This is a genomic window from Nitratireductor sp. WH36-1, from assembly GCF_058725515.1.
The window spans coordinates 2,997,341-3,020,898 of the sequence record NZ_CM178970.1; the positions used below are offsets into that span (position 1 = coordinate 2,997,341).

A 23,558-nucleotide genomic window follows, 5' to 3' on the forward strand; every position below is an offset into this window, starting at 1 on the left:
CTGGTTCGCTTAATCCTGTCCAACCGGGCCGATGAGCGCCTCGAAATGCCGGCGCACCCTGCCCGCGGTTTCCTCCACATGGGCGGCAAGAACCGGCAGTTCCGGCAGGTCGGTCTGACGAAGAAGCAGATCGGCAAAGCCCGGCGGCGCTTCGTCCGGGTCAAAGCCGCCTTCGAGGCAAAGCCGCGTGGTCTGCGTGAGCGTCATGTAGAGCGCATGCGCATCGACCAGTTCCTGACGGACCTGCGGCGGACAGAAGCCCTCTGAAAGCGCGGACAGAACCTCGCCGGTTGCCGTGGCCTCCTCGCCCTGTTCCTCGATATTCCCGGTCAGGGCCGCAACCTGCGCGATGAATTCCAGATCGATCAAACCGCCGGGAACCAGCTTCAGATCCCAGATATCGCGGGCCGGCTTTTCCTCTTCGAGCAGGCGACGCATTTCCGCCGCCTCTCCGCGTATCTTCGCGGCATCGCGCGGCAGAGAGAGGATTTCGCCCACCTCCCCTTCAACGCGTTCCATGAGCGACGGGTCACCGGCGACGGCGCGCGCACGGGTCAGCGCCATATGCTCCCATGTCCACGCCTCGTTGCGCTGGTAACGGGCGAAGGCCTCGATATTGGTGGCGACCGGCCCCTTGTTGCCGGACGGGCGAAGCCGCAGATCGAGTTCGTAAAGCACGCCCTCTGCGGTGGGGGCCGAAACGGCGGCGATCAGCCTCTGGGTAAGCCGCGCATAATATTCTGACGGCGCAAGCTCCTTCTTCCCGTCCGAATAGTCCGCATCGGCATCGTGATCGTAAAGCAGGATCAGGTCGATGTCGGAACCGGCGGTCAGCTCACGGCTGCCCAGCTTGCCCATGCCCAGAATGGCGGCGCGCCCGCCGGCGATGCGGCCATGGCGTTCGGCAAAATTGTCGATCACCGCATCGAGCGCGGAGCCAACAGTAAGATCGGCGAGATCGGAAAACGCCTTGCCCGCACGGGACGCGTCAATGACGCCGGTGAGAAGCCGGATGCCGATCAGGAATTTCTGCTCGGCGGCGAAGATGCGCAACCGGTCGAGGATTTCCTCAAAAATCCGGGCTCCGGCCAGAAACGTGTCCAGCCGCTCGGCGAGATAGGCGCGATCCGGCAGTTCGGAGAGGAGCGCCGGATCGAGCAGACCGTCAAACACGTGCGGTCGCCGCGTGATGATCGCCGCCAGCCTTGGGGCCGCGCCCATGATGCTGACCAGCATGTTGAGCAGCGCCGGGTTGGACTGAAGCAGAGAGAAAAGCTGAATGCCGGCTGGAAGACCGGCAAGGAACGTGTCGAAGCGCAGCAACGCCTCATCGGCGCGCCTTGTCCCGCCAAAGGCCTCGAGAAGCGCCGGGGTCAGCTCGGTCAGCCTTTCGCGCGCCTCGGCAGACTGTGTCGCGCGGTAGCGTCCATAGTGCCAGCCACGGATCACACGGCACATGTCGCTTGGCCGCTCGAAACCCAGCTCGCTCAGCGTTTCGAGTGTGCCCGGATCGTCCACATCGCCGGTGAAGACGAGATTGCCGACGCCGCGCGACAGCTGCGGCGCGGTCTCGAACAGGTCCGCATAATGCTGCTCCACGAGGCGCAGACTTTCGCGGAACGTTTCCGCAAACGCCCCGGCGCTGTCAAAGCCCAGCATATGAGCGATGCGCTCCAGCTCGTCATCGTCTTCCGGCAGTGTGTGTGTCTGTTCGTCAGCCACCATCTGCAGGGCGTGTTCCACATCCCTGAGGAACCAGTACTGGTGCGTCAGCGCATCGCGCGCTTCATCATCGATCCAGCCGCAGCGGGCAAGCTCCGCCAGCATCGTGACCGTGCGCCGCCCGCGCAGCTCCGGAAATCGCCCGCCGGCAATGAGCTGCTGAGTCTGAACGAAAAACTCGATCTCGCGAATGCCGCCACGCCCGAGCTTGACGTTGTGGCCCTTGACCGCGACCTCGCCATGCCCCTTGTGTGCATGGATCTGGCGCTTGATGGAATGCACATCTGCAATCGCCGCATAGTCGAGATATTTGCGCCAGACATAGGGCTGCAGCTCCTTGAGGAAGCTCTCGCCGCCTGCGAGATCGCCCGCAATCGGCCGCGCCTTGATCATGGCAGCGCGTTCCCAGTTCTGGCCACGGCTCTCGTAATAGTGAAGGGCGGCTCCGACCGGGATGGCAAGCGGCGTGGAGCCGGGATCGGGCCGCAGCCGCAGATCGGTGCGGAAGACATAGCCATGCTCGGTGCGGTCCTGAAGGATCCGCACCAGCCGGCGCGTCAACCGTACGAACAGATCGACAGCCTCATAGGGCTCGGGGATGGCGGGCGCGTGCGGATCGACCAGAACGATCAGGTCGATATCGGATGAGAAGTTGAGTTCATTTGCACCAAGCTTGCCCATGCCCAGAACAATCCAGCCACTGCCGCTGGAGGGGTTTGCGCGATCCGGCAGTTTGAGTTTTCCAGCCCGGTCCGCATCGAGGAGAAGGAAGTCGACGCTGGCGCGGATGCACTTGTCGGCAAGAAGGCTGAGCCGCTCGGTGGTGAGGGCCGTATCGGCGGCATCCGCCAGGCGGCCAACCGCGATCAGGAAATGCGCCTCGGCCTTCAGATCGCGAAGGGCCTTCATGAGCCCGCTCTCGCTCTGCCCCTCTTCAAAGGCGCTCTGCTCGATTGCCTCGAAAAGAACATCCAGCCGCGCGGCAAGCGGCGTGTCGAACAGGGCTTCCAGCGCCTGCGGGTTGCGGCGCGCGAAGTCACGCAGAAATGGCGACAGCCCGAACACGGCCGTGAGAAAATCCGTCAGCGCGGTTTCGCCTGCAAGAAGATCGCCGAACCGTTGGCATTCATTGTCACGGGCGGCCTCAAGCACCATTTCCAGCGCATCGGCAGCCTGCTCGGCGTCGGCGGGTGTCAGCGCCTTGACCGGCGCTCCGAACCACAGGCTCCCATCCGCAACCGCATAACGCCCCATTCCGGTCCCCTCTTCAGTCAGGCATTCTTGCTTGTCCGCCCCCGTCAGGCAGAGGCGTCACGCTTCTTGAAAATCGCTTCCGATTTCCGTTTCGGCGGCTCCGCGGGAAACACCATCGTGACGGCGAGACCGGGCGCATTGTCGGCAAATTCGAGGCGACCACCATGGAATGTCATCACCGCCTTGGCAAGGCTGAGACCAAGGCCGGAACCCGGCTGGGTACGGCTTTCCTCAAGCCGCACGAAACGCTCCGTCACGCGCTGCCGGTCCGCCTCGGATACGCCGGGGCCATTGTCGCGAACCGTCAAGCGGATTTCGTCGCCGACCTTGTCCAGAGAGACCTTCACTGCCGGGCTTTCGCCGGAACCGGCGGAATATTTGATGGCATTGTCGACGATGTTCGACAGCGCCTGTCCGATCAGCTCGCGGTTGCCTGGCATTTCGAGCGCACCGTTGATCTGCGCTTCAAGCGCAACGCCCTGTTCCTCGGCCAGCGGCTCATAGAGCTCGACCACATCGGCGAGGATCGCGCGCAGATCGATGGTCCCGGTCGCCTCGGCTGAATAGCCGGCCTCAAGGCGCGAGATCATCAGGATTGCATTGAAGGTGCGGATGAGCTGGTCGGATTCAGCAATCGTGCGCTCAAGCGCGGCGCGGTAATCCGCTGTCTCCGGCTTGCCAGCGAGTGCCGCTTCCGCCCGGTTGCGCAGTCTCGTCAGGGGCGTCTTCAGATCATGCGCGATGTTGTCGGAGACCTGGCGCAACCCTTCATTCAGGGCCGCAATGCGGTCGAGCATCTTGTTCAGATTGTCGGAGAGACGGTCGAACTCGTCGCCTGCGCTGGAGACCGGCAGCCGGTGCGACAGATCTCCACCCATGATGCTGCGACTTGCCTCAGACACGCGGTCGATGCGTTTCAGGGCGCGACGGCCGACGAAATACCAGATCAGCAACGCGCCGACACTCATGATTGCAAGCGTCACCACAAGGGCGCGCTGCATCACACTGCGGAATTTTTCGGGCTCTCCCAGGTCACGCCCGACCATGACGATGACCTGATTGGGCAGGCGAAAGACAACGGCCACCGCCTTGTGTTTGGCTTCACTCCCGTTCGGGTCCAGACGCACCTCGCCTTCACCGAAACGGCTGTAGGTGAACGGGCGCTCCGTCCAGCCCATCACATCCAGAACGCCCGGCTGGAGGCTTTCGACATTGCCTGAGAGAATGCGGCCATTGGCGTCTGCGAGCAGATAGAGATTTGCGCCCGGCTGGCGCGCGCGCGATTCAATCACGCGAACAAGGAGCGGCAGCCCACCCCGTCGATAAGAGCGATCAAGGCCGCGCACTTCTTCATTGATGGCATCGCGCGTCTGCCCGACCAGCATGCGGGCGGACAGAGACGTCATGTAGATGACGAGGAAAGAGGCACAGACGGCAAACAGGATGAGATAGAGCGCAGAGAGGCGCGCTGCCGTCGTGTTGAGGATGGAAAGGATGCGCGCCATCAGTCCTTCAGCATGTAGCCGGCGCCGCGCACCGTATGAAGGAGCGGCTTGTCAAAGCCCTTCTCGATTTTGCCGCGCAGGCGCGAGATATGCACGTCGATGACGTTGGTCTGCGGGTCAAAATGATAATCCCAGACATTTTCGAGCAGCATGGTGCGCGTCACCACCTGGCCTGCATGGCGCATCATGTATTCGAGAAGACGGAACTCACGCGGCTGGAGCACAATCTCCTGCCCCGCGCGGCGCACCGTATGCGACAGGCGGTCGAGTTCCAGATCGCCGACCTGGTAGGAGGTCTCGACATCTTTCGCGCCAGCGCGACGGCGCAGCACTTCGATGCGGGCGAGCAGTTCGGAGAAGGCATAGGGTTTGGTGAGGTAATCATCGCCACCGGCGCGCAGACCCGTCACACGGTCGTCCACCTCGCCAAGTGCCGAAAGGATGAGCGCCGGGGTATCATTGCCGCCTTCACGCAGTTCCGTGATGATCGACAGGCCGTCACGGCGCGGCAGCATCCGGTCGACGACGAAAACATCGTAGCTGCCGGTATCGGCCATGGAAAAACCGGTATCGCCATCGCGGGCGATGTCTGCCGTGTGACCGGCTTCGGTAAAAGCGTTCTTCAGATAGTCCGCCGCTTCACGGTCGTCTTCGATAACAAGAATCTTCATACGCCCGTTATACCCCGTTTGCCGATCCAGCGAATTCAGAGAAGACAAACTCCCCCGCAAAGATTGCGGGGGAGATGTGAGGTCTTGTGTGAGGCGATCAGCCCTGGCCGGTTGGCAGGGCAACGAAACGGCTTGCGTCGTCACGCTGGATCTGGATCAGGACGGCCTTGCGACCGGCTTCAACGGCAGCCGCAACGGCTTCCTCGACATCCTTGCCTGACTTCACCGCCTGAGAGTTGACAGTGCGGATGATGTCGCCGGCGCGAATGCCGCGATCATCGGCGGGGCTGCCGGGCTCGACATCCGTGACAACGAGACCGTCACCATCTTCAGCCGGGGTAACCTTGAGGCCGAACTGCGCGTTCACCGCATCCGGCTGCGCGCCACCGCTTGCCGATGCCATTGTTTTGACGCCAGGCATTTCGGCAAGCGTCACCGTGAGGTTCTCGGTCTTGCCGTCGCGCCACACGGTCACCGCCACGTCATTGCCCGGGGCGTAGCCGGCGACAAGCCGTGCAAGCTCCTTGGGCGACGAGACCGGCTTGTCCTCAACGGCGATGATGATGTCGCCAGAGCGGATGCCAGCCTTGGCGGCAGGCTCACCAGCCTGCGCGTCGGCAATCAGCGCGCCCTTTTCCTCGTCGAGGCCAACCGATTCAGCAATATCCTTGGTCACGGGCTGAATCTGGACACCGAGCCAGCCGCGTTCCACGGTACCGTCGTCGATCAGGTCTTTGACCACCTGTTTGGCGATGGATGCGGGGATGGCGAAGGCGATGCCCACATTGCCGCCGGAAGGCGAGAAGATTGCCGTGTTCACGCCAACGACTTCCCCCGTCAGGTTGAAGGCCGGACCACCGGAGTTGCCGCGATTCACGGCAGCGTCGATCTGGATGAAGTCATCGTAAGGACCTGCGCCGATATCACGACCACGCGCCGATACGATGCCCGCCGTCACGGTGCCGCCGAGACCGAACGGATTACCAACGGCCACGACCCAGTCGCCAACACGCACCTGCGCATCATCGGCGAAGTCGACATAGGTGAACTCGCGCTCTTCATCGACCTTCAGCACGGCAAGATCGGTGCGCGGGTCGGTGCCGACCAGCTTGGCGTCGATCTCGGTGCCGTCATCCATCACGACGGTGAAGCTGCTGCCACCTTCCACCACGTGGTTGTTGGTCACCAGATAACCGTCTTCGGAGATGAAGAAGCCGGAACCCTGAGAGACCGGACGTGCACGCTGGCGACGGTCGGGACGGCGGTCCTTCTCATAGCCGCGATCACCACGCTCGCCGCGGAACTCGCGGAAGAAGCGCTCAAGCGGATGCCCTTCCGGCAGTCCCTCGAAGCCCGGCATGTCGAAGAACGAGCCGCCACGGTCCGATGTGGTCTGGATTTCAGCCTTCACGCGCACGCTCACGACAGCGGGAGAAACCTCTTCCACGATGTCGGCAAAGCTCGGAGCCTGAACCGGCTGCTCGAGGCGAATGGCCTCAGCCATCACCGGCGCGGTTCCGCTCGTCACGACACCAAGGCCAACCGCACCTGCAATCGCAACAGACGCAATCGTGGCCATCAGCCGGCCGCGACCCTTGCCGATAACGCTCTTGTTTGTCGCGTTGTTGTCAGCATTCTGATGCATGGAATGATATCCTCTTGAAAACATTTCATTTCGGCGCGCCTCGCCGTCTTCGAAGACAGAGATAGTGACCCAAACATTACAGCGCCATTTCCAGCCGATGAATTTTTGGTAATGTTCGCCACGCCTACTCAGTCATGCTTTCACCCTCGCGGACACGCGTATGCACGTGTGCGACGCTCTCCAGGGTCCGGTGAACCGGGCATTTCCCGGCAATCTCTATCAGCTTGTCGCGCAGCTCTTCCGAAATGTCTCCCTCCACATCGATGACCCGTTCAAACCGGTCTATCTTCCCCTGCTCCTTCAGCGCTTCGGAACAGTCAGCGCAATCTTTGGAGTGAATCTTCGCATGCGAGACGTCCACATTGATCCGGCCGAGTGAGAGTTTCTTGCGGTCTGCATACATGCGCAGCGTCATGGTCGTGCAGGCGCCAAGCGCGATGGAGAGGAAGTCGTAGGGCGACGGTCCGCTGTCCATTCCGCCATAGCTTTCCGGCTCATCGGCAAACAGCCGATGGCGACCCGCCTGCACTGCGTTCTGAAATTTCCCCTGCCCCGTCTCCATGACACGGACATGCTCGATGGGCGCCTCGCCCTGCGGCTCATCGCCGGAGATGTAGCGCGAAAGCCAGCCGGTCATGACGCTTGCGGCAAACGCGGCATCCTCTTGCCCCGTCAGAAGATGATCGCCGCTGTCCAGCGATACGAAGCTTTTGGGGTGTTTGGCGGCGAGGAAGATCTGCGTAGCGTTCTCGATGCCGACGATCTCATCCAGCGGCGCATGCATGACCAGAAGCGGCTTGTGCATCGCAGCCACGGCATCAAGCAGGGCATGCGAGCGCACATCCTCGACAAACTGATGCTGAACGCGGAACGGGCGGCCGCCGAGGGTGACATCGACCTCGCCTTCCGCTTCGATGCTCTCCGGCGATGCCCCGAGATGCCTGAGAACATGCGCCGTGTCGGAAGGTGCGCCAATGGTGACGACCGCCTTGACGGAAGGAAGACGCGCCGCAATCGAAAGCACGGCAGCACCACCAAGCGAATGCCCGATCAGGACGCCCGGCGCTTCATAATGCTCTTTCAGGAATTCGGCAGCGCTTAGAAGGTCACCGAGATTGGTCGAGAAGTTTGTGGAGGCAAATTCGCCCTCGCTCGATCCGAGCCCGGTAAAATCGAACCGCAGGACGGCAATGCCACTGCGCGCCAGATCGGCGGCAATCCGGCGCGCCGCCAGCAAATCCTTGGAGCAGGTAAAACAGTGGGCAAACAGCGCATAGGCGCGAACCGGGCCGTTGGGCAGATCGAGACGCGCGGCCAGTTCAGCCCCTGAATGGCCGGGGAAAGCGAGCTTGAGTGTTTTCGCGGTCATGCGCCTACCTTTTGCGTGTGCCTCAATGGATCGTTTCAGGCCGAAGCCAGAGGCTCAAGCTATGGTGAAACGCCCGCAACGCAATGCTTGACGTAGCGAAAACTCAATCACGCTCGTTCAAGATTCGGTCAAGCCGCTCTTTCTCCTCGGCGCTCAGCGCCTGTTGACCCGCGCTGGCCCCGCGACGGCGGGCATTCGCATAAATGATCGCACCGCCGATCAGCAGCAGGAGAATCGGTGCGCCCCAAAGGAGCGCATTGCGATAGCTGAAGCGCGGTTTGAGAAGAACGAACTCGCCATACCGGTCGACCACATAGTCGAGCACTTCCTCATTGCTGTCGCCCGCCTGAAGACGATCACGAACCAGAACGCGCAGATCACGCGCCAGTTCGGCATCGGAATCGTCAATCGACTGATTCTGACAGACCATGCACCGCAGTTCGGTCGACAGATCGCGGGCGCGCGCTTCCAGTGCCGGATCTTCCAGCACCTCGTCGGGTTGCACGGCCACCACCGGCTGCAGCGATAGAAAGAGTGCGGCCGCAGACACGGCCAGAAGGCTGAATGGCTTGCGCATCATGCCTGTCCGCCCTGCGCCAGAGCGGCTTTCTTGCGGGGCATGGGTGCTCCGATCCGCAGCCTGCGATCAAGCAGCGACACCGTGCCGCCAATCATCATCACGAGCGCGCCAAGCCAGATGAGCGTCACCATCGGCTTCCACCAGATCCGCACGACAATCTTGCCGTTGGGCGTCTGGTCGCCAAGCGAAACATAGAGCTGGCTCACGCCGAGCGTGCGGATGCCCGCCTCCGTGGTCGGCATCTGACGCGCCGTGTAGAAGCGTTTCGACGAAACGATTTCGCCAAGCTGCCTGCCGGTCACGCGCGTCAGGACGAAGCGCGCCTGATCCTCGGTGTAGTTCGGCCCGGTGAAGGGCCTGAAACTGTCGAAGCGCAGATTGTAGCCATGAATTTCCACGACTTCGCCCGGCTCCATGGCGACGATCCGTTCCGTCTCCAGCGTGGTCACCGCCACGATGCCGATGGTGGTGAGGCCAAGCCCCGCATGGGCGAGCGCTGTGCCGAACACCGAACGCGGCAGCCCCTTGAAGCGACTGAAGGCAACCGAAGGCGCAACCTTGCCGAGACCGGACTTGATAACGAGGTCCGTCATTGCCCCCAGCACAAGCCACGCGCCAAGGCCGATGCCCAGCGCAGCCAGAACCGAAGTGCGATCCACCAGAACCAGCGCCAGAAGCGCAACCGCCAGCGCCCCGCCGAAGGCCCAGATGAGCCGCTGCGAGACCGCCCAGAGATCACCGCGCTTCCACGCAAGCAGCGGGCCGAAGGGCACGATTGCAAGCAGAGGAAGGATGAGCGGCCCGAATGTCAGGTTGAAGAAGGGCGCGCCGACCGAAATCTTGTCACCCGTCACCGCCTCCACCAGAAGCGGATAGAGCGTGCCGATCAGCACCGTGGCCGTCGCCGTGGTCAGGATCAGATTGTTGAGAACGAGCGCCCCTTCGCGCGACACGGGCTGAAAGAGCCCGCCCGACGTCAGCGTCGCCGCCCGCCATGCAAAGAGCGCCAGCGATCCGCCGATGAACAGGACAAGGATGCCCAGAATGAACACGCCGCGCGCAGGGTCCGTCGCGAAGGCGTGGACGGACGTCAGCACGCCGGAGCGCACGAGGAACGTCCCCAGCAGCGAAAGCGAGAAGGTCAGGATCGCCAGCAGCACGGTCCAGATCTTGAGCGCGGAGCGCTTCTCCATCACCAGCGCGGAATGCAATAGCGCGGTGCCGCCCAGCCAGGGCAGAAGCGAAGCGTTTTCCACCGGATCCCAGAACCAGAAGCCGCCCCAGCCCAGCTCGTAATAGGCCCAGTAGGAGCCCATGGCGATGCCGCCCGTCAGGAAGGTCCAGGCGGCCAGCGTCCAGGGACGCACCCAGCGCGCCCAGGCCGCATCGAGCCGGCCTTCGATCAGCGCCGCAATGGCAAAGGAAAACGCAATCGAGAAGCCCACATAGCCGAGATAGAGAAGCGGCGGATGGATGGCGAGCCCGATGTCCTGAAGGATGGGGTTGAGGTCACGGCCTTCAATCGGCGCCGGATCAAGCCGCGCAAACGGGTTCGACGTCGCCAGAATGAAAATGATGAATGCGCAGCTGATCGCCCCCTGCACGCCAAGAACATTGGCCCGCAGCGAAAGAGGCAGGTTGCGGCCGAAGAACGCCACCAGCGCACCGAAGAACACGAGGATCAGAACCCATAACAGCATGGAGCCTTCATGGTTGCCCCAGGTGCCGGTGATCTTGAACAGCATCGGCTTGGCCGAATGCGAGTTCTCCCACACATTCAGCACCGAGAAATCCGACTGGATATAGGCCGAGGTGAGCGCCATGAAGGACAGCGCGACCAGCATGAAGCTGGTGATCGCCGCAGGCTCCGCGACCCGCATCAGCGTTTCGTTCCTGAGCTGCGCGCCAATGATCGGCACCGACATCTGGACGAGCGCCAAAGCAAAGGCCAGGACAAGGGCGAAATGACCGAGTTCGATGCTCATTATCCGGTACGCTCCAATCAAGCCGTCTGCGGAGAAACTTCAGTGTAAAGGATCAGCCGCGTTCAATCTTCTTTCCAGACGCCCTTTTCCTTCAGGCTGTCTGCAACTTCCCGCGGCATGTAGTTCTCATCGTGCTTGGCAAGTACCGTATCAGCAACGAAGTTGCGGTTCTGATCGAAGGCGCCTTCGGTCACAACCCCCTGCTCTTCGCGGAAGAGATCCGGAAGAATGCCGGAATACTGCACCGCCACGGATTCGGTTCCATCCGTCACCGCAAAACGCACATATGTGTCGTCGCCGCGCTGAATGGAGCCCTTCTCCACAAGACCGCCCAGACGTATGCGCTGACCCGCCGCAACCGGCCGTTCTTCAAGGTCGCCCGGCATATAGAAATACGACGTCTGCTCGCCCAGCGCATAGAGTGTGAGCCCTGTCGCGAGCCCCAGAAAACCGATTGCGCCTGCGATGACGGCCAGTCTTTTCTGTTTCCGTGTCACGTCACACCTACTCGCTTTTGATGCCGAGACTATCGGCGAAGGCTTTCAATTCCTGGCTCTCGGGCGCATCGGCCCCAAGGGCTGCCACAGCTCGCTCCAGAGCGGCCTTTGCGTCCTCCGGACGCTTCAGCACGATGTATGAACGAATGAGACGCTGCCATCCATCCATGTCATCCGGGTTTTCCTGCAGCTTGGCGTCGAGGCTCGCAACCATGCCTTCGATCATGTCCTGACGATCAGCCTGGGAGAGTTCGGCTGCCGCAGCCACATCCTCATCGCTTGGACCCGTTGGCGCGGTTTCTGCGCCTGCCACCGATGTGTCACCCGAGCTCAGCAGTGCCTGCCGCGCCGCCACGCGCCACGGCGATTCTCCCGGCAGGTCAGCCAGCATCTCACGCCACATCGCCTGGGCATCTTCGGTTTCGCCATCCTGCGCCAGCGCCAGCCCAAGGAAGAAACGCGCCCTCGGCTCCTTCGGGTCAAGCGCAATGGCGGCATTGAAGGCCTCTTCGGCTTCCGCCGTCACCATGCCCTGTGCGCCACCGACAATCGCTTCGCCCAGCGCAGACTGCATCTCAGCACTGTCGCCGGATATGCGCATGATATTGCGCAACGCGGTCTGTGCATCGCCGAAGCGGCCGATCCGCATATAGACCGGAGCCAGAACCTGCCAGCCGCGCGCATCGTCGGGGTTTTCGGCCAGATGGGCTTCCGCCCGCGCCACCAGCTCATCAATCGGGGCATTGGCCGGCTCTTCGGTTGCACGCGCATGAAAGGGCTGCGCCGGCATGTTGGGCGAGCCGGTAAACACGTAGAGCCCCCAACTGACGAGCGGCACGGCCAGAACCGCAATCGCAGCCGTCAGCTGCGTCACGCGTCGACTGGCGTTTCGCTTGCCGGCCTGGCTGTCGGCCGCTTCGGATGCCTTGAGGATGCGCCGGCCGATTTCGGCACGCGCCTGCTCGGCCTCCTGCGGTCCGATGAGACCGCGCTCGGCATCGCGCTCGACTTCATCGAGCTGGTCTCGATAGACCTCGATATCATGAGCGGGGGCATCGTCTGCCTGCCCGTTGCGCACGGCAAAGGGCCGCAATACGGCGAAAGCGGCGACGAAGGTCAAAAAGGCTGCAAGGATCCAGAACAACATGAGCCCTAAATAGCGGTCGGCAAACCCGCTGCCAACTCGATACGCCTGCGGCCATTTGGCAAGTCACGGTTGCGCTGTGCAAACATCTCGCACAAACGCCTAAAATGCCAGACGTTCAGAAACCGGCACAACCGGTCAGTCAGGCCAGTTGCGCTGTCTTGTCAATGTGTTAGCCGAGCAACATCCAGCTGCCATCCTCGTTGCGGCAAGCAGTTCCGCGCGCCTCGCGCGGCCCGCCATTGACCTGAATGACATGGGTATACTGCCGGCAGTCCTGCGAACCGACGCGGTAAGGCTGCGCCGGGCGCACTGTTCCCGCCCGTCCGGACGAGGCATCCTGCCACGAGACATCCTGACCGGCAGGCGTATTTTCAAGCGCCTTGTACTCGGCCTCGATGGCAAGCCGCTTCTGCCGTCGCGACAGGGCGTCACCAAGTTGACCGCCGACCAGCCCGCCGCCCTCCATGCCAAGAATGGCAGAGCTGTCCGCAGGCGTCTGCGTCGCCGCGAACTGATTGGGCTCAAGCTGCGAGCCGGACATGTTGCTGCTGAGGCAACCCGACAAAACTGCGGAGAACGCTACAGCGAAGATTGGCGCGAGTTTCATTGATCTCGATGATCCCCTGAGACACACTCATCGTTTACGAGCCCCTGATTAGGGCATCGATTTGGCCTAATTTGGACGATCTTCCTTAACAAGCAATTCTATGCTTCGGCCCGTGGCAGCGTAACGACAGCTTTCAGCCCACCAAGAACAGACCGCTCCAGCGCAAGCGTGCCTCCGTATTCTTCCACCAGGTCGGCAACAATCGCAAGGCCTAGCCCTGTTCCCGGCTTGGTTTCATCGAGCCGGCGACCGCGTTTTACTGCGTCGCGCGCCTGCTCTTCGGGAATTCCAGGCCCGTCATCTTCGATCACGATGCGCAGGCCCCGCCCCTCGCCCGGCTCGCCCCCTTCTTCAAGGGTCAGCGCGACCTGGCCTGCGGCCCACTTCATCGCATTCTCCATCAGATTGCCGTTGATCTCCTCCAGATCCTCCCGCTCTCCGGCAAAGACCAGCACCTCGTCGGGCAGTTCCACATGCAGATCGATGGACGGATTGAGCTTGCTCATCACCCGCGCCATCCGCTCCAGAGAAGCCTGCACTGGTGTCCGAAACACAAGGCTGTCGCGCTGTGCTGCAGCACGCGCACGCTGGAGATAGTGGTCAAGCTGCTGTTGCAGCGCCTTGGCCTGCGCGGTGATCAGCTTGCCGCGCTCGCCGCCCACCGCATCGCCTTCATTCATAAGCACGGCAAGCGGCGTCTTCAGCGAATGCGCCAGATTGCCCACCTGTTTGCGTGAACGTTCGACAATGCGTCTGTTGTTGTCGATCAGCGCATTGGTCTCATCAGCAAGCGCCTCGATCTCCGTGGGGAATGGCCCGGCCAGCCGCTGCGCCGTTCCCGCCCTGATGTCGGAAAGCGCCTGCTGCACGCGGTTCAACGGGCGCAGACCGTAAAGAATGGCGAAGACATTGATCGCCACCATGCCAATGCCGAAAAGCGCGAGATAGCCATAGAGCGTGCGAATGAAGCGGCTGATTTCGTCTTCCAGCTCGCTGCGGTTGCCCATCACGCGAAAGCGCGCAACCTGCCCCTGATCGCCCACCACCAGCTCGGCCTCAACCACCTGGATCGTGTCGCCACCGGGGCCGGTCGCCTTGTAATTGCGTTGAAAGCCCGCATTGAACGGCACCCTGGACGCGTCTGGCGAAGGGATCGGCGTCGCCATGGACGGCGAGCGCAGCGCCCGCCCCAGATCATCCGTCACCGGCTCAACCGCCCAGTACCAGCCCGACTGCGGCTGCAGAAAGCGTAGATCATCGAGGTTCGGATTGCCCTGCAACCCGCCATCCTCGGCCACGCCGACAGAACCGATCACATTGTTCAGATAGGCTGACAGAACGCTGTCAAACCCCCGTTCCGAGACCTGTCGGAACAGCGCAGAGATGATGGTGGCGATCACCACCAGCGCTATGATTGCCCAGAAAGAGGAAAACGCAATCACCCGCACCGCAAGCGAGCGGGACAGGATGCGCCTCAGATAGGATTGCTTGTTATGGTCAGCCATCGGGGCGGCCTAACCGGCCCCCGGCTCGCGCAGACGATATCCCATGCCACGCACGGTTTCGATCAGATCCACATCGCCAAGCTTCTTGCGCAACCGTCCGACAAACACTTCGATCGTATTGGAATCCCTGTCGAAATCCTGGTCGTACAGGTGCTCGACCAGTTCCGTGCGCGAAACCACCGTATCCTTGTGGTGCATCAGATAGGCCAGCAGCCGGTACTCATGCGACGTCAGCTTCAGCGGAACGCCCCCCACATCCGCCTTCGAGGCTTTCGTATCAAGGCGGACCGGACCACAGCGCAGTTCAGACGATGCGTGCCCCGCCGCGCGCCGGATCAGTGCGCGCAGCCGCGCGAGGACTTCCTCAATGTGAAATGGCTTGGTGACATAATCGTCAGCACCCGCGTCGATACCGGCAACCTTGTCGCTCCAGCGGTCACGCGCCGTCAGGATCAGGACCGGCATCTTGCGCTCGTCCTGACGCCAGCGCTCCAGAACGCTGATGCCGTCCATCTGCGGCAATCCGATATCAAGAACCACCGCATCATAGGGCTCGGTGTCTCCGAGGAAATGCCCTTCCTCGCCATCGAACGCCTTGTCGACCACATAGCCGGCATCGGTCAGTGCTTCGCAGATCTGCCGGTTGAGGTCCTTGTCGTCTTCGACAACCAGAATGCGCATCAGCCCCTCGACTTGTCCTGTTTCACGTCATTCAAAGGCCACGCACGGGCAAACGCCTCGCCCGGGCGCGCGGCATCAATTGGCCGGCACCACGAACTCGGCGCGTTTCGGGCGTTCCCCGTTACCACCGGGAATGACCACGACCACCCTGCAGACGGTCTTTCCACCCTGGTCTTCGGCTGTTGCCTGAACCAGTTGCCCGCCATTCTGGGCCGCAACCCGTGAACCGACGGAGTAGCAATCGACGCCCGACTGGGCGGCGGCTGCGGACGGCCAGATCAGCACCGGCAAAAGCGCCAGAGCGACCAGCAAGAAGGGTTTATTTGCACGATGCCAGAACATGCATCCGGTGTAGCCCATACAGCCTGAATAGGAAATGAACGGCTGTGTTATTTTACGGGGCGCTGGGTTTGCGAAGGCGGGTCATTGCCCGCCTTCGCAACTCTTTCTAGGCAATCGTGCTGCGGGCATGAACCCTGCCGAAAATGGCGACCAGCCCAGAAATGGCAGTGATGGCCTGCAACAGCCCTTCAGACACGGCCGAACTGTCGATCTCGCCGACCGGATAGCCGAGCATACTCGCCGCCGTCGCCGCAATCGTGACCACAGACGCCCAGATGGTGCGCGAGAGGTACCATGGTTTGCTTCTGATCATCGTCTTCCTTCCCTTGTTGAATGGTCAAACGGTCACTGCAATGCTGGCCGGGTTTCCCGGTCCGGCCTGAGCGCTGATCTGGCGCACGGTGAAATGGATGGGCCCCGCAGCACCCGGAAAATCGGCAGCCCTCTGCGCCGCCTCATAAACCCACTCGGCTGCCGCTGAGGAAACACTGCGCACCACCGCCCCGCCCTCACCGGCGATGTCGACACGGTACTGTTCGCTCGCCTCGCCAAGCAGGATGTCCTCGCCCAGCCAGCTGTCACCATCGATGCGACTGCGCCGTATCCAGGAAATGGAAATGTCGCCATTCGGCAACGCCCGCGCCCTGAGATGAACCGGTGCGAGCGGCAGAAGCGCTCTCGTTCCGCCCGATGCGCGCATCTGGAAGAAGCGGTCACTGCCAAAATCTTCGCCCGCAGGTCCGATGCGCCACGTCCGCTCAAGACCGATTTCGCCGGCTTGAAGCCCCGCACTCACCACAGCCTGATCCAGCAGCACGAACCCCGCACCCGGCGGCGCCCCGGCCCGCATCGCATCCTCTGTGCCCAATTGCCCGCGCAACAGCCCGCTCAGACGCCAGCGGGACGGCGCAATCTCCTCGGCGTCCATGAACTGCAGGATTTCCCAGGCCCCGTTCTGGCTGAAAACGGCAGCGGCATTGGCCCCATTGAGCAGCCGCGATCGCGAAACCGCTTCAAGAGCACCCGACAGGAGGTCCACCGTCAGGCTCCGCCCTCTGTCGAGACGGCCAGAGCACACGCCCTCAATCGCCTCCGGCAGGAAACCCATCGTGGCGCGCTTTTCAATGGTCGTCCGGACTTCGAACCCGCTTTCCTCCGGAGAAGAAAACACCACGTGCCGTGTCCAGGGCTGCGCATGGACAGCGATGCGTAGCGCATCCTGTGCGCCCTGCATCCCCGGCTGCCAGGGCAGATCGAGCATAAGCGCAAACGCCGCACTTTTGTTGGCTCCTGCGCCGTCACCGGGCGGCAGCGGAAGCGGTTTTGCCGACGGGGTCGGAATTGCGTGAACCCGCCGCGCCTTCACGCTGCGAAAGGTTCCGTCCTCGATCTCGGTAACGAGGTATCGGGTCTGCCCTGCCGCCTGCGGTATCGTGACGACCGACCCCGGCTCGATCCCGCCTTCGGAAGGCGGCAGGGCGAACTGCGCCTGCTCGCGCGCCGCCCAGTGTCGCAGCAGCCAGCCAGTCGCCTGCGCCTGCGCCTCAGGCGTCGCCAGAACACCCGGAAAGCTCAGGAAATGCGTCTTCTGCCCCTTGGCGCCCACATGCTCGGCCACCGCCGTAGACGCCTGATGATCCTTCATCTCATCGCGATAATCGACATGCAGCCGCGCCGGCAAAGCATGGTCGGGATCACGCACACGCTCAAACACCGGCGCATCGCCCTCGATCACCAGATCGCCGATCTCCTTTGCGTCCTTCACCGCCGCACCGATGGACCGGAACACCAGTTGCCCGGCGCGTTCATGCGCGCCGATGCCAAATAGATCCGTAATCGGCTCAAGTGCTGCACGCGCCGTCGAAGGATTGGCCACGACATAGCCGGTCAATGTCCCATCCGCAGACGCCGTCTCGGCGGGCGGCAAATCATGATCGGCCAGAATGGCGTTGATCAGATCCTCGACGGCCAGACCACTTGCCCGGCCATTCAGCCAGTGCCCGCAGGACCAGCTCTCGCCATCGCCCCACACATCCCGTCGGTTCGGAAAGGCCGGAAACGGACGCGCATCCCACGCCCAGACCGAAGCCGTCTCGGGCGAAACCATCGGTGCATGATAAACAGACGAAACCGGATTGTGTGCCCCCGCACGCGACCAGTGCGCATAATGCGCCTGCAAAAGACGATGCTGCGCGAGGTCAGACCGTCCGCCACTGGAAAAATAGGGTATCGCCCCTTCCGACGATTTGGCGTCGGGAAACACATTCGGCTGGTTCGGCCCCTTGTCGACGGCAGGGCAACCGATCTCCGTGAAGATGATCGGTTTCGAGGCAGGAACCCATGCCGTCGGCATCGGCTTCTCAGTCCCGCCCAGGCGGTCGAAATGCGGATTGGACCACCATCCCACCAGATCCTTGTAACGAAAGACCCAGGGCTTGCCGTAAGCGCCATCCGTTATCGGCGAGCGCCGCCGCGCCGCCCGGTCCACCTCACTCGCATAATACCAGTCGAACCCTTCACCGGATGTAATACCGGCCTTCAGCCCCTCAATGTCATACGGCCCCGAAAACCCGTCCGGGTTTGCGCCCGCGTAATCCTCGTCGCGCCAGTCGGACAGGGGCATGTAATTGTCGATGCCGACCGCATCGACCGCATCTTCCGCCCACAGCGCATCGAGGTTGAACAGCACATCGCCACTGCCATCCGCCGGCTGGTAGCCGAAATACTCGCTCCAGTCCGCGCCATAGGTGATGGTCGGCCCGGCCCCCAGCAGGCTGCGCACCTCATTGGCCATCGTCCGCAGACCGTCGACAAACGGAAACTGGCCCGTCCCGTCGCGCAGCCGCGTCAGGCCGCGCAGTTCCGAACCGATGAGAAACCCGTCGACACCGCCGGCAGCCGCCGCAAGATGCGCGTAATGCAGGAGAAAGCGTCGATACCCCCAGTCCCCCGGCGCGCCATTGAAGGCAATCGTCGCCTCGTCCCGCACATAATCGGCAGGAGCCGCAGCGCCGAGAAGCGCCTGAACCTGCGCGCCCGCCGCTGCTGTCTTGTCCGCGCTCGCCGGTTGCCCCGGTGCTGGAAACGAGGTCACGCGCCCCCTCCAGGGATAGGCTGGCTGCCGGGGGCCACCGAACGGGTCCGGCAGATTGTTGTCCGCAGGCACATCCATCATCACGAACGGATAAAGCCAGACCTTCAGCCCCCGCGCCCGGATCGCCCGGATCGCAGCAATCACCGTGTTGTCGGAAGGCGTGCCGCCATAGGCCGCGCCCTCCTCGGTCGAAGACACGATCTGCGCATCGTTTCGTTCGACACCCGATACACACCATTTTGCGCCTTCACTACCGAACAGAAGGCGGGTGAACGTCGCGTGGATGCCCATCATGTCCCAGATCGGCCCCCACGGGTTCGGAAGCGCTTCATTGCCATGGGAGACGACCATGGGCTTGATCTGGCAGTTCCCCGCGCGCAGGTCCGTGCCAAACCACGACACAACCAGCGAGATCGTCTTCAGATTTGGAAACAGCGCCTGCAATTCATCCAGCGACGCCTCAAGATCGCTTTCAGCGGATAGCGCGTTCCGGTTGACCAGAACATGCTGCCCCGGCCGTTCCATAATCTTCACCGCCTGCGGCGAAAGTCCGAATTCGGTCGAACCGGGAATAAGCGCCACAGAACCGATGGACGGGTTCAATGCCCCCACCGGACGCATCACCTCGAACTGAAACTGCGGAATGCGCCGCCCATAATCATCGATCGGCATGCGGTCGATCACCGCATAGGCCGTTCCCCTGTAGGCCGGCGCATTTCCGGTCCCCTGCTTCGCTTCAATGAGCGGATCGGGCATCTGGTCATCGCTCCCGCGATAGATGCGGATGTTGACCTTGCTCTGGTCCACCTCCCGTCCATCCGCCCATATCCGCCGCACGCCTGCGATTTCGCCTTCACAAAGGGCAAACGCCACATTGGCGAAGTAATTGTAGGTGGTCACTTTCGGGCCGCCCTTGCCGCCCTGGCGCTCGGTCGTGCTGGTTTCCTCAAAACGGGTCGCCCAGATCAGCGTGCCGCCGGTGCGCACCGTGCCGTAAAGCCTCGGCAGCGGCGCGCCCTCCTCTCCGGAAAACGGACGCGCCGCCGAAAGACGCGGCCCTTCATAATGCTGCCGACCACCGAGCAATGCGCGGTCAACCACATAGCCGGCCAGCGCGCCCGCAGCCGTTCCAAGCGTCACGCCCACAGGGCCGAGAAAGCCGCCGAGAAACGCACCCGCAGCCTGCAGAACAATCGTCGCCATCGGCTCTCACTTTCCAGATTGAACAGTTACAGGCAGGGGAAACGCGAAGACACCGGCGATCCTTCGCCGCCATTGCGGCACCAGCGCCGAAACGGTCACCGCACCGCCTTCATAGGCATGAACAAACGCATCCTCGCCGCTGAGAATGCCCACATGTTTTGCAGGCAGCCCGCCCCGCCAGCGGAAGAGTACGAGATCGCCGGGCCTGCGCGCTCCGGTCTCCTTCTCGGCACAGTGTCTGCGCGCCGCCGCAAGAAGGCGCTCCTCGCGCGACGCCTCTGCCCAGTCAGCGCTGTAACTGCCCGGATCTTCCGGTTCGCAGCCATAAACTTCACGCCATACGCCCCGCAGCAGGCCAAGGCAGTCGCACCCCACGCCCCTGCGGCTTGCCTGATGGCGATAGGGCGTGCCGACCCAGCGCATCGTTTCGCGCAGGATCGCTGCGCGCAGTTCCGCCTCGCATCCGATATCGTGGCGCATCATCTCACCAGCGCCCTTCCATCGAACACGCCCTCTTCATTCACATAGCCGTAAGCCGCGTCGTCTCCCGGCAGATGCGGAAAACCGCGAAAATTCACTCCGTTCGAGAACTTGGCCCTGCAGGTGGAAAACCGCTTGTCGCAACCGGCAACGATGCTGAACGCATCGCCTGCCTCGCCGCCAAGTGCCGCTTCGCGCCACAGCGAAAGCCGAACCGTATCCCCCGCCCGGCCGTGCGAGACGATCCGCTCCTTACGCCCCGCATGCGCCCCGCCGGTCCAGGTCAGAACGCCATTGTCGAACCAGCCATCGGAAAAGCCGCCAATGCCATCAACGATGACGACGCCGCCGTCTTCCACGCGCACAAGCGTTCCAGTCCCCGCAAAGTGCGCATCCGCAAGGTTGACCTTGCAGGCGCTGTCGCCCAGTTCGGCGTCGCAGTCGCGTCGCACCGTGCGCCCGTTTGGCTGATCAAGCGCCCAGTTCTCGCTTTCCAGCTCGGCAATGAAATGCCCGTCGCGCCGCGTCACCTTGCCGATCACCGCAACCCGCACCCGCCTGAACATTGCCGGATCGCGCCAGTTCACCAGCAGGGTCTCGACCTTCGCGCCGTCATAAAGACCGGAAAGAATATCCTCTTCCGAAATGTCGATGGCCGAGAGCGCCCTTTCCACATCGACGCTGTCGACGGACAGGCCAAAGGACGATTTCGCCTCGCTCGCGGTAAATCCGCTTTCCGGCGCAAACAGCGTTCCGTCGCACACCAGATCCCTGTCGTGGTCGGTAAAGCCAAGTACAGTCCCATCGCTTCGGCTCAGCCGCCAGCAATGGCACACGCTTGTCGCTTCCCCCTCAAGATGCGCCGCCAGCGCGTCACCAGTCTGCGTCATGCGAAAATCTCCACCAGCGGTATGGTTGGGATCTGCCCGGCCCTGAAGGCGCTCAGGCTTACCGAGAGCCGCTCCATGTCGAAGCGCACCGGCACATCGAATTCAAAGCCGGCCGTCACAACCGCGCCATCGGCCGGCGTCGCCCCCGGCTGAAAGACCACTTCGCCCGTTTCGCCATCCACGGCGTAATCAAGCGAGGTCTGCATCTCTGTTCCGTTCACCGCGACCAGAACGGTCTCCGCCACCGGATGCGTCACCGGGCGCACAACCGCATCTTCTCCATCGCCATAGGTCTTGGTCAGCGCAAACCGCGCCGTCGCGCCATCACCCGTGCCGACCCTCTGGTCGAGCGCCGATGGCGTCGCCGAAGGCGCACACGACTTCATGTCGAACGGATCACGAAAACGGAAACCGTGCAGCGATCCGCGCCGCGCCTCGAAGAAGGCGAGAACCGCATGCACATCGTCGAGCGAGCGAAGCCCCGTCCCCGCGTCGTAATAGCGCCGCGCCAGCGCCTGCCGCGCATTGCGCTGTTCGCGTCCCGAGACCAGTTGCACGATCTCGTTTCGGCGCTCCGGCCCACCCGTCGCGCCGAACGAGATCGCGAGCGGAAACCGCACGTCGTGAAAGCTATTCATGCTGTTTCCTTCCGCGCTCAGAGCGTCCGTGCCCCGCGCGATACGGCGCGGGTCAGCATGCCGGTGATCTGCGCTTCGGACTTGCGAAACGACCCGGCGTCAGGCGTGGACACGTTGAAGACAATTCTGGTCGCCGCGCCGCCGCCACCGCCAGCGGCGACGCCAAGACGGCCATCCGCCCCGCGCTGCAATGGCAGGATCGCCTCCGCCCCGGCCTCGCCCATCAGCCCCACATTGCCGCCCATGGGAAAATAGGTGGGCGAGGAAACAACACCGCCGCTCGCAAACGGCACCACCCCGCCCTTCGCAAAAGGCATGATGCCGCCCAGCACGCTGGAAAACAGCGAGGAACCGAGCGCCGCCAGGGGCTGAAGCGCCTGTGAAAGCGCCATGCTCGCCAGGTTCATGCCGATATTGCGCAGCACATCCTCAAACGACTTGCCGCTCACCACCGCGCTCTTCAGCGCCCCGGTCATCTGCCGGCCAAAACCGTCGGCCAGCTTTTCCAGATCACCCAGCGCTGCCTCGAAAGGCCTGGTGTCCGCGCGAATTTCGAAGGTCACATCTTCCAAGGCATCGTCTCCGCCTGGCGCATCGGCCCGAAAATCGGGAACCGGTTTTCGGAAAGCACGATGCGCAGATTCAACAGGGTAGAGCGTCCTTTGTGCGTCCGAATGGACGCACGGCGCTCTGCCGCATCGGCCCGAAAAGCGGGAACCGGCTTTCCGTCCGGAATTGCGCAAAATCAAACAATTGGAGCGTTTTGCAGTCAGGTGAGATCACGGTCGGGGAACCGCTCCATCAGCCGGTCGAGATCGTTGCGGGCAGGCGCTCCCGCCCCGCCCCCGCACAGGGCTTCCAGCGCGCAGTTCAGTTCGCGTGGCGTCATCGACCAGAATGCATCGGGTGAAAGCCGCAGCACCCCGAAGGCGAACCCCATCACATCGTTCCAGGGGAATGGCCTCGGGCGGGCTGCTGCGGCGTTCAAGGGTTTTCCGGCGTCTCCTCCGCCCCGCCAAAGGTGGCGGTCAGGAGCGCGCTCACGATGCGCGCAAAACCCGCCGCCCCTTCATCGCAGCGCATGGAGCGCACATCCTCGTCGCTGATGGCATGACCTCCGCCGCGCAGTCCCGCAGCGATGACGCGCAGCATGTCCCGGGCCGAAAGACGCCCGCTGGAAAAGCGCGCGGCCAGTTCCCCCAGATCGTCGGCAGCGAAGGCGTCTTCGAGTTCCGCCAGCGCACCCAGCGTCAGGCACAGCCGGTAATCCCTGCCATTGATGCGCGCCGCCACTTCGCCGCGCCTTCTGTTCACGCTGCTCATGGGGCCACCGCAAAGCTCACCGCACCGGCGGATTCCAGCGCAATCTCAAAGGTCACCTCGCCATCATGATTGCCACTATATTCCAGCGCCGTGATTTGAAACGGCCCCGCCACCACGCCGAAATCGGGGATCGCCAATTGCCAGCTGGCGATCTCGCCTGCGAAAAAGCGACTGCGGATCGCGCCATCTGACACGCTGTCCTTGAAAATGCCCGACCCGCTGATTGCCGCCCGCTGCACGCCGCTGCCGGCGAGCAGTTCGCGCCAGCGGCCAGCCGAATCCGCATCCGTCACGTCCACCGTCTCGCTGTTGAAGGCGAGGCGCTTGGCGCGCAGCCCCGCCACAGTCGTGAAAGCCCCCGCCCCGCTCGTGTCGAGTTTCAGGAGCAGGTCCTTGCCCTTCTTGGCCACCATGCTTGTC

Annotated in this window: 22 protein-coding genes; all 22 read right to left on the bottom strand. The window is 62.8% G+C overall.

The window, feature by feature from the left end; translation table 11 throughout:
* Nucleotides 1–9: 9 nt before the first annotated feature.
* Nucleotides 10–2,976, bottom strand: a complete 2,967-nt coding sequence (locus tag AC4PTT_RS14510) for a bifunctional [glutamine synthetase] adenylyltransferase/[glutamine synthetase]-adenylyl-L-tyrosine phosphorylase (RefSeq protein ID WP_492161511.1) — start codon at nucleotides 2,974–2,976, stop codon at nucleotides 10–12.
* A 44-nt stretch (nucleotides 2,977–3,020) separates the two neighbouring features.
* Entirely contained in the window at nucleotides 3,021–4,481 is a 1,461-nt protein-coding gene (locus tag AC4PTT_RS14515) for a sensor histidine kinase (RefSeq protein ID WP_206547322.1), read from the bottom strand.
* Complete coding sequence (locus tag AC4PTT_RS14520; protein WP_113154620.1) at nucleotides 4,481–5,152, bottom strand: response regulator transcription factor; 672 nt, start codon at nucleotides 5,150–5,152, stop codon at nucleotides 4,481–4,483. Before AC4PTT_RS14520 ends, AC4PTT_RS14515 begins: the two co-directional genes overlap by 1 nt.
* A 97-nt stretch (nucleotides 5,153–5,249) precedes the next feature.
* Nucleotides 5,250–6,797: a Do family serine endopeptidase gene (locus tag AC4PTT_RS14525; RefSeq protein ID WP_492161512.1), complete on the bottom strand. Its 1,548-nt coding sequence runs from the start codon at nucleotides 6,795–6,797 to the stop codon at nucleotides 5,250–5,252.
* A 124-nt stretch (nucleotides 6,798–6,921) separates the two neighbouring features.
* A complete protein-coding gene (locus AC4PTT_RS14530) occupies nucleotides 6,922–8,166 on the bottom strand; it encodes a bifunctional alpha/beta hydrolase/OsmC family protein (protein WP_206545922.1) in 1,245 nt (414 codons plus the stop codon).
* 103 nt (nucleotides 8,167–8,269) lie between these two features.
* Nucleotides 8,270–8,743 (bottom strand): cytochrome c-type biogenesis protein, encoded by a 474-nt coding sequence (locus tag AC4PTT_RS14535; protein WP_492162615.1) that lies wholly within the window; start codon nucleotides 8,741–8,743, stop codon nucleotides 8,270–8,272.
* Nucleotides 8,743–10,731, bottom strand: a complete 1,989-nt coding sequence (locus tag AC4PTT_RS14540) for a heme lyase CcmF/NrfE family subunit (protein WP_206547318.1) — start codon at nucleotides 10,729–10,731, stop codon at nucleotides 8,743–8,745. Before AC4PTT_RS14540 ends, AC4PTT_RS14535 begins: the two co-directional genes overlap by 1 nt.
* A gap of 62 nt (nucleotides 10,732–10,793) precedes the next feature.
* Nucleotides 10,794–11,228 (bottom strand): cytochrome c maturation protein CcmE, encoded by a 435-nt coding sequence (ccmE, locus tag AC4PTT_RS14545; protein ID WP_113154616.1) that lies wholly within the window; start codon nucleotides 11,226–11,228, stop codon nucleotides 10,794–10,796.
* 7 nt (nucleotides 11,229–11,235) lie between these two features.
* On the bottom strand, nucleotides 11,236–12,375 hold the full coding sequence (gene ccmI, locus AC4PTT_RS14550) for a c-type cytochrome biogenesis protein CcmI (protein ID WP_317089017.1): 1,140 nt from the start codon (nucleotides 12,373–12,375) through the stop codon (nucleotides 11,236–11,238).
* Nucleotides 12,376–12,544: 169 nt separating this feature from the next.
* Complete coding sequence (locus tag AC4PTT_RS14555) at nucleotides 12,545–12,982, bottom strand: RT0821/Lpp0805 family surface protein (protein ID WP_492161513.1); 438 nt, start codon at nucleotides 12,980–12,982, stop codon at nucleotides 12,545–12,547.
* 98 nt (nucleotides 12,983–13,080) lie between these two features.
* The gene (locus AC4PTT_RS14560; protein ID WP_492161514.1) at nucleotides 13,081–14,487 is read right to left on the bottom strand and encodes a sensor histidine kinase; all 1,407 of its coding nucleotides are present in this window, start codon (nucleotides 14,485–14,487) and stop codon (nucleotides 13,081–13,083) included.
* A gap of 9 nt (nucleotides 14,488–14,496) precedes the next feature.
* Nucleotides 14,497–15,168: a response regulator transcription factor gene (locus AC4PTT_RS14565; RefSeq protein WP_206545916.1), complete on the bottom strand. Its 672-nt coding sequence runs from the start codon at nucleotides 15,166–15,168 to the stop codon at nucleotides 14,497–14,499.
* Between the two features lie 75 nt (nucleotides 15,169–15,243).
* Nucleotides 15,244–15,510 (bottom strand): hypothetical protein, encoded by a 267-nt coding sequence (locus tag AC4PTT_RS14570; protein ID WP_113156228.1) that lies wholly within the window; start codon nucleotides 15,508–15,510, stop codon nucleotides 15,244–15,246.
* 106 nt (nucleotides 15,511–15,616) lie between these two features.
* The gene (locus tag AC4PTT_RS14575) at nucleotides 15,617–15,823 is read right to left on the bottom strand and encodes a hypothetical protein (protein ID WP_206547315.1); all 207 of its coding nucleotides are present in this window, start codon (nucleotides 15,821–15,823) and stop codon (nucleotides 15,617–15,619) included.
* Nucleotides 15,824–15,847: 24 nt separating this feature from the next.
* Entirely contained in the window at nucleotides 15,848–19,807 is a 3,960-nt protein-coding gene (locus AC4PTT_RS14580; protein ID WP_492161515.1) for a baseplate multidomain protein megatron, read from the bottom strand.
* Between the two features lie 6 nt (nucleotides 19,808–19,813).
* Nucleotides 19,814–20,287, bottom strand: coding sequence for an NlpC/P60 family protein (locus AC4PTT_RS14585; protein ID WP_492162616.1), 474 nt, complete (start codon nucleotides 20,285–20,287; stop codon nucleotides 19,814–19,816).
* The gene (locus AC4PTT_RS14590; RefSeq protein ID WP_492161516.1) at nucleotides 20,287–21,177 is read right to left on the bottom strand and encodes a phage/gene transfer agent baseplate hub protein; all 891 of its coding nucleotides are present in this window, start codon (nucleotides 21,175–21,177) and stop codon (nucleotides 20,287–20,289) included. The genes AC4PTT_RS14585 and AC4PTT_RS14590 overlap by 1 nt, the downstream gene beginning before the upstream one ends.
* Nucleotides 21,174–21,815, bottom strand: coding sequence for a phage distal tail protein, Rcc01695 family (locus AC4PTT_RS14595; RefSeq protein ID WP_492161517.1), 642 nt, complete (start codon nucleotides 21,813–21,815; stop codon nucleotides 21,174–21,176). Before AC4PTT_RS14595 ends, AC4PTT_RS14590 begins: the two co-directional genes overlap by 4 nt.
* 17 nt (nucleotides 21,816–21,832) lie before the next feature.
* The gene (locus AC4PTT_RS14600; protein ID WP_206547310.1) at nucleotides 21,833–22,387 is read right to left on the bottom strand and encodes a phage tail tape measure protein; all 555 of its coding nucleotides are present in this window, start codon (nucleotides 22,385–22,387) and stop codon (nucleotides 21,833–21,835) included.
* Nucleotides 22,388–22,584: 197 nt separating this feature from the next.
* A complete protein-coding gene (locus tag AC4PTT_RS14605) occupies nucleotides 22,585–22,803 on the bottom strand; it encodes a rcc01693 family protein (protein ID WP_317089021.1) in 219 nt (72 codons plus the stop codon).
* Nucleotides 22,800–23,138 (bottom strand): gene transfer agent family protein, encoded by a 339-nt coding sequence (locus AC4PTT_RS14610; protein ID WP_492161518.1) that lies wholly within the window; start codon nucleotides 23,136–23,138, stop codon nucleotides 22,800–22,802. Before AC4PTT_RS14610 ends, AC4PTT_RS14605 begins: the two co-directional genes overlap by 4 nt.
* A complete protein-coding gene (locus tag AC4PTT_RS14615; protein WP_297557965.1) occupies nucleotides 23,135–23,551 on the bottom strand; it encodes a phage major tail protein, TP901-1 family in 417 nt (138 codons plus the stop codon). The genes AC4PTT_RS14610 and AC4PTT_RS14615 overlap by 4 nt, the downstream gene beginning before the upstream one ends.
* Nucleotides 23,552–23,558: the final 7 nt, after the last annotated feature.

Coding starts and splice junctions, on each gene's coding strand:
- AC4PTT_RS14520 (WP_113154620.1), bottom strand. CDS start 5,152: ATGAAGATTCTTGTTATCGAAGACGACCGTGAAGCGGCGGACTATCTG.
- AC4PTT_RS14580 (WP_492161515.1), bottom strand. CDS start 19,807: ATGGCGACGATTGTTCTGCAGGCTGCGGGTGCGTTTCTCGGCGGCTTT.
- AC4PTT_RS14610 (WP_492161518.1), bottom strand. CDS start 23,138: ATGAGCAGCGTGAACAGAAGGCGCGGCGAAGTGGCGGCGCGCATCAAT.
- AC4PTT_RS14565 (WP_206545916.1), bottom strand. CDS start 15,168: ATGCGCATTCTGGTTGTCGAAGACGACAAGGACCTCAACCGGCAGATC.
- AC4PTT_RS14595 (WP_492161517.1), bottom strand. CDS start 21,815: ATGAATAGCTTTCACGACGTGCGGTTTCCGCTCGCGATCTCGTTCGGC.
- AC4PTT_RS14525 (WP_492161512.1), bottom strand. CDS start 6,797: ATGCATCAGAATGCTGACAACAACGCGACAAACAAGAGCGTTATCGGC.
- AC4PTT_RS14515 (WP_206547322.1), bottom strand. CDS start 4,481: ATGGCGCGCATCCTTTCCATCCTCAACACGACGGCAGCGCGCCTCTCT.
- AC4PTT_RS14540 (WP_206547318.1), bottom strand. CDS start 10,731: ATGAGCATCGAACTCGGTCATTTCGCCCTTGTCCTGGCCTTTGCTTTG.
- AC4PTT_RS14575 (WP_206547315.1), bottom strand. CDS start 15,823: ATGATCAGAAGCAAACCATGGTACCTCTCGCGCACCATCTGGGCGTCT.
- AC4PTT_RS14590 (WP_492161516.1), bottom strand. CDS start 21,177: ATGACGCAGACTGGTGACGCGCTGGCGGCGCATCTTGAGGGGGAAGCG.
- AC4PTT_RS14560 (WP_492161514.1), bottom strand. CDS start 14,487: ATGGCTGACCATAACAAGCAATCCTATCTGAGGCGCATCCTGTCCCGC.
- AC4PTT_RS14530 (WP_206545922.1), bottom strand. CDS start 8,166: ATGACCGCGAAAACACTCAAGCTCGCTTTCCCCGGCCATTCAGGGGCT.
- AC4PTT_RS14585 (WP_492162616.1), bottom strand. CDS start 20,287: ATGCGCCACGATATCGGATGCGAGGCGGAACTGCGCGCAGCGATCCTG.
- AC4PTT_RS14555 (WP_492161513.1), bottom strand. CDS start 12,982: ATGAAACTCGCGCCAATCTTCGCTGTAGCGTTCTCCGCAGTTTTGTCG.
- ccmI (WP_317089017.1), bottom strand. CDS start 12,375: ATGTTGTTCTGGATCCTTGCAGCCTTTTTGACCTTCGTCGCCGCTTTC.
- AC4PTT_RS14535 (WP_492162615.1), bottom strand. CDS start 8,743: ATGCGCAAGCCATTCAGCCTTCTGGCCGTGTCTGCGGCCGCACTCTTT.
- AC4PTT_RS14570 (WP_113156228.1), bottom strand. CDS start 15,510: ATGTTCTGGCATCGTGCAAATAAACCCTTCTTGCTGGTCGCTCTGGCG.
- AC4PTT_RS14615 (WP_297557965.1), bottom strand. CDS start 23,551: ATGGTGGCCAAGAAGGGCAAGGACCTGCTCCTGAAACTCGACACGAGC.
- AC4PTT_RS14510 (WP_492161511.1), bottom strand. CDS start 2,976: ATGGGGCGTTATGCGGTTGCGGATGGGAGCCTGTGGTTCGGAGCGCCG.